8 protein-coding genes and 1 pseudogene are annotated in these 8619 nt (G+C 72.9%); 3 read left to right on the plus strand and 6 right to left on the minus strand.

Annotation, left to right across the window (positions count from 1 at the left end):
- Nucleotides 1-150: 150 nt before the first annotated feature.
- The 4 genes and pseudogenes from ACFXPX_RS35595 to ACFXPX_RS35610 all read right to left on the minus strand — a co-directional run.
- Complete coding sequence (locus ACFXPX_RS35595) at nt 151-951, minus strand: ABC transporter ATP-binding protein (RefSeq protein ID WP_380644525.1); 801 nt, start codon at nt 949-951, stop codon at nt 151-153.
- On the minus strand, nt 948-1814 hold the full coding sequence (locus tag ACFXPX_RS35600; RefSeq protein WP_375891412.1) for an ABC transporter permease: 867 nt from the start codon (nt 1812-1814) through the stop codon (nt 948-950). Before ACFXPX_RS35600 ends, ACFXPX_RS35595 begins: the two co-directional genes overlap by 4 nt.
- The gene (locus ACFXPX_RS35605) at nt 1811-2839 is read right to left on the minus strand and encodes an ABC transporter substrate-binding protein (RefSeq protein WP_380521096.1); all 1029 of its coding nucleotides are present in this window, start codon (nt 2837-2839) and stop codon (nt 1811-1813) included. Before ACFXPX_RS35605 ends, ACFXPX_RS35600 begins: the two co-directional genes overlap by 4 nt.
- A gap of 425 nt (nt 2840-3264) precedes the next feature.
- A pseudogene (locus ACFXPX_RS35610) lies at nt 3265-4119 on the minus strand (3-hydroxybutyryl-CoA dehydrogenase); the annotation flags it as partial.
- 284 nt (nt 4120-4403) lie between these two features.
- Here ACFXPX_RS35610 and ACFXPX_RS35615 point away from each other — a divergent pair.
- Nucleotides 4404-5222, plus strand: a complete 819-nt coding sequence (locus tag ACFXPX_RS35615; protein WP_380644526.1) for an SDR family NAD(P)-dependent oxidoreductase — start codon at nt 4404-4406, stop codon at nt 5220-5222.
- 51 nt (nt 5223-5273) lie between these two features.
- Here the strand turns inward: ACFXPX_RS35615 and ACFXPX_RS35620 are convergent, their stop codons facing one another.
- Nucleotides 5274-6203, minus strand: a complete 930-nt coding sequence (locus ACFXPX_RS35620; protein WP_375890906.1) for a polysaccharide deacetylase family protein — start codon at nt 6201-6203, stop codon at nt 5274-5276.
- A gap of 219 nt (nt 6204-6422) precedes the next feature.
- Here ACFXPX_RS35620 and ACFXPX_RS35625 point away from each other — a divergent pair, with 219 nt between their 5' ends.
- Nucleotides 6423-7313, plus strand: coding sequence for an SAM-dependent methyltransferase (locus ACFXPX_RS35625; RefSeq protein WP_380644527.1), 891 nt, complete (start codon nt 6423-6425; stop codon nt 7311-7313).
- A 139-nt stretch (nt 7314-7452) separates the two neighbouring features.
- Nucleotides 7453-8010, plus strand: a complete 558-nt coding sequence (locus tag ACFXPX_RS35630; protein WP_380592476.1) for an HD domain-containing protein — start codon at nt 7453-7455, stop codon at nt 8008-8010.
- A gap of 77 nt (nt 8011-8087) precedes the next feature.
- Here ACFXPX_RS35630 and ACFXPX_RS35635 read toward each other — a convergent pair whose 3' ends face one another.
- Nucleotides 8088-8465 (minus strand): RNA-binding S4 domain-containing protein, encoded by a 378-nt coding sequence (locus tag ACFXPX_RS35635; protein ID WP_375890911.1) that lies wholly within the window; start codon nt 8463-8465, stop codon nt 8088-8090.
- Between the last annotated feature and the right edge of the window lie 154 nt (nt 8466-8619).

Genomic DNA, 8619 nt, shown 5'->3' on the forward strand with positions numbered 1-8619 from the left:
GGTCAACTCCGGTGGTGCGTAGGGGCTCGTGCGGAAGACGTGCGGTGGGGTTGCGGGGGAGGGTGGAGCGGTCGAGCCGCAGAATGGCGGTGCGATGGAGTGGTGGAGTGGTGGAGCGATGGCGTGGTGACGGCGTGGCGGAGCGCCGGTTCAGTGGACGCCGAGGTCGGCGAGCAGTCGGCGGCGCAGGTCGGCGAAGGCGGGGTCGGCCGGGTCCCGGGGGCGTTCGACACCGACGGGTTCGTCCCGGACCAGCAGACCGTCACGCAGAACGGCGACACGGTCGGCGAGCCGGACGGCCTCGTCCACGTCATGGGTGACCAGCAGCACGGCGGGGCGGTGGCAGCGGACGAGATCGCCGACCAGGTCCTGCATCCGCAGCCTGGTCAGGGCATCCAGTGCCGCGAACGGTTCGTCCAGGAGCAGGAGTTGCGGTTCGCGCACGAGCGCCCTGGCCAGTGCGACGCGCTGTGCCTCGCCACCTGAGAGGGTGGCCGGCCAGTCCTCGGCGTGCCGCTCCAGGCCCACCTCGGCGAGTGCCTTCAGCCCGGTCTCCCGGGTCGCCGCGCCGCGCGGCAGACCGACCGTGACATTGGCCAACACCCGCTTGGAGGGGACGAGTCGGGGCTCCTGGAAGACCACCGTGCGGACCGGCGGCACCAGCACGGTGCCCCCGTCGGCCTGGTCCAGCGCGCCGAGGATCCGCAGCAGGGTGGTCTTCCCGGTGCCGCTGGCGCCGAGCAGGGCGACGAACTCGCCCCGGGCGATGGACAGGTCGACGCCGTCGAGTACGGCCCTGGTGCCGAACACCCGGCGCAGGCCGCGCAGATGGACGGCGGGGTCGGTATCTTCGGCGGTCGCGGCGGCGGTCTCAGTGGCGCTCGCGGCGGTGCTCACGGCAGCGCTCACGGTCGAGGCCGGAGCGGAGGCCGAGTCGGTGGGGGCGGTCATCGGGCAGCTCCTCGGACGGCGCGGCGCCACGGCATCAGCAGCCGTTCCAGGATCCGGACGATGCCGTCGGCGGCGAGGCCGAGCAGACCGTAGATCAGGATGCAGACGGCGAGCACGTCGGTGCGCGAGTAGTTCTGGGCCTGGGCCATCAAGTAGCCGATGCCCTCGGTGGAGTTGATCTCCTCGGCGGCGATCAGGGCGATCACGCTGAGCGTCATGGAGAGCCGCAGGCCGGACAGCAGGGAGGGTAGCGCCCCGGGCAGCACGACCGTCCGTACGATCGCCCAGCGGCCCAGGCCGAAGCTGCGCATCGCCTCCACCAGCTTGCGGTCGGTGTTGCGGACCCCGCCCGAGGCGGAGACGTACATCGGGAAGCTGGTGGCCACCCCGATCAGGGCGACCTTCGCGGTCTCGGTGATGCCGAACCACACCATGAACAGCGGGACGAGCGCCAGGAACGGTACGGTGCGCAGGACTTGGATCGCGGAGTCGAGCAGTTCCTCGCCGAGGCGGGTGAATCCGGTCACCACGCCGAGCACCAGTCCCGTGGTGGCACCGAGCAGCAGTCCGAGTCCGGCCCGGGTGAGCGACACGGTGAGGGCGTCGGTCAGCTGACCGTTGCCCCACAACTCGCCGACCGCTTCGGCGACCTGGGACGGTGAGGCGAGCACATCCTGGGTGAGCGCGCCGGTGGCGGAGGCGAGCGCCCAGCCGCCGAGCAGCGCCAGCGGACCGAGCGTGCGCAGCAGCACGGCGAGGGCGCGCGGACGGGGCCGTCGGAGCTGGGCACGCGGCGTCACCAGGCCCGCGGCCCGGGCCGCCCGGGTGCCCTCGGAATCCTGTTCCCTTGCGAGCACGGTCACTTGGCACCACCGCCGAAGGTGTCGATGTCGATCAGGTACGGCTTGACGTCGACCAGCTGCTTGGTGACCTTCTGGTCGGCGAAGAACTGGGCGACGGTGCCGAAGCGGGCGGTGTCGGCCGCCGAGATGGCGTCGGCCGGAGTGCCCTGCCGGCTGACGTTCACCGCGACGTCCTTCTCGGCCGGGGTGACGGCGGTGGGGCCGGAGTCGGTGAAGACGTTGAGGTAGGCGGCCGGATCGGCCTTCTCCTTGGCGCCGTTGTCGCGCAGGTAGGCGTAGAAGGCCTTGACCACATCGGGGTGCTTGTCGGCGAAGCCGTTGCGCACCGCCCAGACCGCGTAGTTGTCGGAGCCGATCGCCTTGCCGTCGACCAGGAAGTGCGCGCCGGCGTTGGCGATGGTGGGCGTGGAGAAGGTGTTCCAGGTCGCCCAGGCATCCACCTGGCCGGAGTTGAAGACTCCCGAGGTCTGGTCGGCGCGCAGGTAGACCCGCTGGACCTGGTCGGCCGGGACGCCGTTCTTCTCCAGCGCCTTGAGCAGGAGGTACTCGCTGGTGCCGCCCTGGGAGACGGCGACCTTCTTGCCGACCAGGTCCTGCACGGTCTTGATGGGCGAGTCGTTCTTGACCAGGATGCCCTCGCCGACGCCGTCGGGGGCGGTCTGGGCGAACAGCTTGAAGCCGGGCTTCTGGGCGAGCGCGGCGACGGCCGAGGTGATCGAGCCCTGGGCGACGTCGAGTTGGTCGGCGGACAGGGCCTGCGCGGCGGGGGCGAAGGGGCCCGCGCTGCCGGTCCAGGCCACCTTGGCGTGGACCGCCGCCAGGGCCCGGTCCAGCGAGCCGTCCTTCTTGCCACGGGCGAGGAAGCCGTTGTTCCCGGGGTCGGGCAGGCGGAGCACGGCGTCGGCCTTGCCGCCGGGCCCGCCTGCGGCGGAGGCGCTGCCCCCGTCGGCGGACGAGCCGCAGGCGGCCAGAGCGGTGGTGGCGAGCAGCGCGGTGGCGGCGAGGGCGAGGCGGGCGGTGTTCACGGGGTCTCCAAAACGGGTGACAGATGACAGCTGACAACTTTCGAAAGTTGTTCGCTGAACTCTGTTATCTGAAATCTGTTCGCTGAAGGTTGTTCGCTGAAAGTTGTTCGCTGAACTCCGCCGGACTCCGCCGAGCGGCCTCGGACGGCAACGGGCGGCGTCGGGCAGCACCGACCGACGCCACCGAGCGGCACGGCTGACCGGCATTGCCGACTGGCCGGACGAACGAGCGGACGGTCAGCTGGACACGCTCGCCACTTGCTCCCCTCCCGCAGCCCGCCGACCGCGCAGCAGGTCGCGCGCGGCGCGGAGCGGCTCCGGGTCGGCCCAGGCACGGATGTCGACCGGTGCCGCGAGGAAGCCCTGCCCGGCGAGGAAACGTTCCTGCTGGGCCAGCAGCCCACGGTCCGGCCGCCGGGGGCGTCGTACGTGTAGAAGCCGCGGCCGGACTTGCGGCCCAGCAGGCCGGCGTCGACCATCCGGGACAGCAGCGGGGGAGCGGCGTACAGCGGCTCCTTGTACTCGTCGTACATCGATTCGGCGATCGAGACGATGGTGTCCAGGCCGATCAGGTCGCACAGCCGCAGCGGGCCCATCGGGTGGGCGCAGCCGGCCTCCATGCCCTTGTCGATGTCGGAGGCGGTGGCCACGCCCGACTCGAACATCCGCACCGCGGACAGCAGGTACGGCACGAGCAGGGCGTTGACCACGAAGCCGGCCCGGTCGCGGGCCCGGATCGGCTCCTTGGCGAGGGCCTGGGTGGCGAAGGCCTCGACCCGCTCGGTGGTGGTCGCCGAGGTGGTCAGGGTCGGGATGACCTCGACCAGCTTCTGCACCGGCGCCGGGTTGAAGAAGTGCAGGCCGATGACCTGCTCCGGGCGGGAGGTGGCGGCGGCCAGCTTCACGATCGGGATCGAGGAGGTGTTGGAGGCCAGGATCGCGTCCCGGCGCTCGACGACCTGGTCCAGGGTCTGGAAGATCTTGACCTTGATGTCCTCGCGCTCGGCGACCGCCTCGACCACCAGGTCGCGGTCGGCGAAGTCGGACAGGTCGGTGGTGAAGGACAGCCGGGACAGCGCCTCGTCCCGCTGCTCAGGGCTCAGCTTGCCGCGCTTGACCGCCGTGTCCAGGGAGTTGGTCAGCCGGGTGCGGCCGAACTCCAGCGCCTCACCGCTGGCCTCCGACACCAGGACGTCCAGTCCGGCCCGGGCGAAGACCTCGGCGATGCCCGACCCCATGAGACCGCAGCCGACTACTCCGACGCGTGCGATGTCACTCACTCAGTTGCCCTTCGGTGGTGCTGGGGGTCGCCCAGCGAACTGGTGGCCCAGCGAGCTCGCTGGTCAACGGGTCGGTGTACCGGAATGGGTGCACCGGTCACCGCCCCGACGACGTTACTACTCCGTACTCGCCAGTAGGTCACCCCCTCCCCGGCACAGTGCCAGCCCGGACGGCCCCCCGATCGGGTGAGGCCGCACCGCCTGCGGGTGCGCCCGGGCCCGCCGCCGCCCGCCGCCGGACAGAATGCCGCAGACGGGGGCCGGGGACGGGAAGGGAGCACACGGTGCCGACGGGATCGCTCACAGGACAGGTCGCCCTGGTCACCGGCGGCGGCCGGGGCATCGGCCGCGAGATCGCCGTCGGCCTGGCCGCCGAGGGCATGGCCGTCGGCCTGGTCGGCCGCACCCACGAGACGCTGACCGACACCCTCAAGGAGTGCGTCAAGCACGGCTCCCGGGGCGTCGCCGTCACCGGGGACGTCTGCCGCCCCGGCTCGGTCCGGGAGGCCGTCCGGCTGGTCGAGCGCGACCTCGGCCCGGTCGACCTGCTGGTCAACAACGCCGGCCTGGTCGACCGCGCCGAGGTGCCGCTCTGGGAGACCGACCCCAACCAGTGGTGGCAGGTGATCGAGACCAACCTGCGCGGCCCCTACAACCTGCTGCGCTGCGTCCTGCCCGGCATGGTCGCCCGCCGCAGCGGCCGGGTGGTCAACCTCAACTCCGGCTTCGCGCTGCGCCCGGACGGCCACTACACCGCGTACGCGACCTCCAAGGGCGCGCTGCTCCAGCTCTCCGACAACATGGCGGACACGCTGGCCGAGCACGACGTCGTGGTGCTCGACATCAGCCCCGGCGCGGTGGCCACCGACATGACCGCGGGGATGCCGATGTTCCGGGACATGAAGGCCTGGGGCTCGATCCCGTACATGGTCGCCGTCACCGTGGACGCCGCCCGCGGCCGCTTCGACGCGCTGCACGGGCGGTTCATCCACGCCGGGCGGGACGACCTGGCGGAGCTGGTCGCACAGGCCGACGCGATCCGCGCGGTGGACGCCCGGACGCTGCGGCTGCGCCCGTACAAGGACGACGACCCGATGGCCTGACCGGCTTCGGCGGGAGCTCAGTCGGGGGCGGGGAGTTCCGGTCGGGGCCGGTCACGCACACAGCTGGCTGGCGGTGACCGGCTTGAGCCCCGCCTTGGCCAGCCCGTCCAGGATCGCGGGCAGCGCGTCGATGGTGCACTGGTGCCCCATGTGCAGGGCCACCACCGAGCCGCCGCGCACCGAGCCCAGCACCCGGCGCTGGAGCTCGGCGGCGCTCGGGTCGTTGTAGTCCCGCGGATCGACGTCGAAGGACAGCACGTGCTCGTAGCCGACGGCCTTGGCCTGGTCGCGCACCATCGAGGTGGCGTACTGCGCGGCGGAGGGGCGGAACCAGCGGCCCATCGAGCCGGTCAGCCTCGTCAGCCGGTCGGCGCACTGGGCGATCTCGGCACGGGCCTGGTCCGGTGTCATCGCGGAGATGTTGAGGTGGTTCTGGGTGTGGTTGCCCAGTTCGTGGCCGCCGTCCAGGATCCGCCGGGCCATCTGCGGCTGCTGGTCCAGCCAGCTGCCGACCGCCATCACGGTCAGCTTGACGCCGCGCTGCTCGGCGGCCTCCAGCAGGGTGGTGGCGAGCTTCGGGTCGCCGCTGCCGTGGACGGTGAGCGCCACGTTCTTGCCGGTGCGCGGCCCGTACACCACCTCGTACGGGGTGCCGGCCGCCAGCGGCGTCAGGACGGGCGGGGTCGGCGGTGCGGAGGCCGGCGCCGAGGCCTGGGCGGCGGCCGGGGTCGGTTCGCCGCCGGGCTGCGGCTCGCCCGCGGCGCCCGGGGTGGTCGGGGCGGGGGAGGCGGGCCCCTCGCCGCCGTTCCAGGCCGGGTCGGTGGTGTGCTGCGGGTCGACACTGCCGGGGTGCGCGGCGAGCGTCCCGGTGTCGGCCCGGCGGGGCGTGCCGCTGCCGCAGGAGGTGAGGAGTCCGCCGGCGGCGGACAGGGCGGCCAGCTTGGCGGCGGTGCGCAGTACGGTGCGGCGGTCGGCAGTCATCGGCAGCCAGCATAGAGAGGACGGACCCTCCCGGCGATCCGGCAGCGCCGTCCGACGCCGTCCGGCGCACCGTCTTTGACGTGCACACACTCCGTCTTCCGGGTATTGCAGGAACCTGAACTCCCGCTGTTTCCACGGCGTGTCGTTGGATACGATCACCGCGCACCGCGTGTTACGGGGCAGTAGGCACATTCCGGCATTGCGCATTGGGGGCGGAACATGATGCACCACGAGGACACCGCGGCCGTCGACCAGGACACCCGCACCGGCTGGGAGTGGGCCAGAGCGGACGACTGGCAGCCGCCGAGCGAGCTCGACACCGGCATCCCGCACACCGCCCGGATGTACGACTACTACCTGGGCGGCAAGGACAACTTCGAGGCCGACCGCCAGGCCGCCCAGGCCGCCATCGCCGCCTACCCGGCGCTGCCGCTGCTGGCCCGCACCAACCGCCAGTTCCTGGGCCGGGCCGTCGAGTTCGCGGCGGGCCGGGGGATCCGCCAGTTCGTCGACATCGGCACCGGCATCCCGACCGTCGGCTCCACCAACGAGGTCGCCCAGCGGGTCGCCCCGGACGCCCGGGTCGTCTACGTCGACAACGACCCGATCGTCGCCACCCACGCCCGCGCCCTGCTGGCCGGGCACCCGGCCGGGCACACCTCGGTCATCGAGGCCGACCTGCGCGACCCGGAGGCGATCCTGCGCCACCCCGCGCTGGGCGCCGCCATCGACCTGTCCCAGCCCGTCGCGCTGATGCTCGTCGCCGTCCTGCACTTCATACGCGACGAGGAGGGCGCCCAGCAGATCGTCCGCACCCTGCGCGAGGTGCTCGCCCCCGGCAGCGCCCTGATCCTCTCCCACGGCAGCCCCGACTTCGCCTCCCGCGAGAGCGCCGCCGAGGGCACCCGGATCTACCGGAGCGCCAGCGCGCCGCTGGTCCTGCGGCCCCGGGCCGGCGTCGAACCCTTCTTCGGGGACTTCGAGTTCGTCGGCCCCGGCCTCGTCCAACTCCCGCTCTGGCGCCCCACCGCGGGCCACCTGCGCACCACCGAACTGCCCGAGGGCTGGCAGGACGTCTCCGCCTACGCCGGCGTCGCCCTCAAGCCGTGACCGGACCCGGCCCGAACGTGGGTCCGTGACGACGGCCGGCCCCGGCGCCCCCCTCCGGCGCCGGGGGCCGGCCGCCCCCACACCGAGCAGACTACGTCCGGGCACTGACAATCCCTCACCCTCCCGGCTACCCTGCGGCGTGACCACCGACCTGCCGCCGCTGCCCACCGACGTCGCCGAACTGCTGCGGAGCGTCGACGCCCCGCCCCGACTGGTCGCCCACCTCGCGCTGGTGCACCAGGTCGCCGAGCAGGTCGTCGAGTTCTGCGCCGCCGAGGGCCTGGCCTTCGACCACCACGCCGTCCGCTACGGCGCCGCCACCCACGACATCGGCAAGGTCGTCCACCCCGAGGAGCTCTCGGGCCCGGGCTCCGCGCACGAACCCGCGGGCCACGCCCTGCTGTCGGCCCGCGGCGTCCCCGAGGAACTGGCCCGCTTCGCCCGCACCCACGCGAGCTGGGGCGAGCCCGGCACCACCACCGAGGACCTGCTGGTCAGCCTGGCCGACAAGGCCTGGAAGAACCAGCGGGTCCGCGACCTGGAGGACCGGGTGGTCGAGCGGCTGGCCGCCGCCACCGGCCGCGAGCGCTGGGAGGCCTTCCTCGCCCTGGACGACCTGCTCACCCGGATCGGCGAGGACGCCCCGCGGCGGCTCGCCCTGCAGGCCGCGCATCCGGTGCGTACCGGGAGGAATTGACGCGACAGCGCGCGGCGGGCGGTGTGGGGTTCCGCGGCGACACCGCCGCCGGGTGAGGCCCTTCCCCGTGCGAGCGGCTACCGCCCGCCGCGCAGCTGGTCCAGGTCGCGGCGCTCCCGCTTGGTCGGGCGCCCCGCGCCGCGGTCCCGTTCGAAGGTCGGGGCCACGAACTCGCGCGGCGGCCGCGGCGGACTGTTGTCGACCAGGCACTCCGCCGCGACCGGGGCGCCGACCCGCTTGCGGATCGGCTTGGTCACCACGACGACCCGCTCGTACCCCTCCTCGCGGACCCGGACCTCGTCCCCGGGCCTGAGGGTCTGCGCCGGCTTGGCCCGCTCGCCGTTCACCCGGACATGCCCGGCCTTGCAGGCCGCCGCCGCCAGCGCACGCGTCCTGGCCAGCCGGACCGACCAGATCCAGACGTCCACCCGCACGCTTCCCTGTTCCTCAGCCATCCCGCGAGCCTACCCACGCCGAGGTCCGGTCCGGGCTCGGCCCGGACCGGACGCACCGGCTAGTAGTGCTTTGTTACGTGTTGCGCGGGGTCTGGGCAGGTTGGCGGTTCGGCGGTTCGCTGTCGGTGTGACTCCGGACGAACTGGCACTGTTA

Origin of the sequence: Kitasatospora sp. NPDC059146 (assembly GCF_042786665.1) — a bacterium.
Taxonomy (GTDB): Bacteria; Actinomycetota; Actinomycetes; order Streptomycetales; family Streptomycetaceae; genus Kitasatospora.

Coding starts and splice junctions, on each gene's coding strand:
- ACFXPX_RS35635 (WP_375890911.1), bottom strand. CDS start 8,465: ATGGCTGAGGAACAGGGAAGCGTGCGGGTGGACGTCTGGATCTGGTCG.
- ACFXPX_RS35625 (WP_380644527.1), top strand. CDS start 6,423: ATGATGCACCACGAGGACACCGCGGCCGTCGACCAGGACACCCGCACC.
- ACFXPX_RS35595 (WP_380644525.1), bottom strand. CDS start 951: ATGACCGCCCCCACCGACTCGGCCTCCGCTCCGGCCTCGACCGTGAGC.
- ACFXPX_RS35620 (WP_375890906.1), bottom strand. CDS start 6,203: ATGACTGCCGACCGCCGCACCGTACTGCGCACCGCCGCCAAGCTGGCC.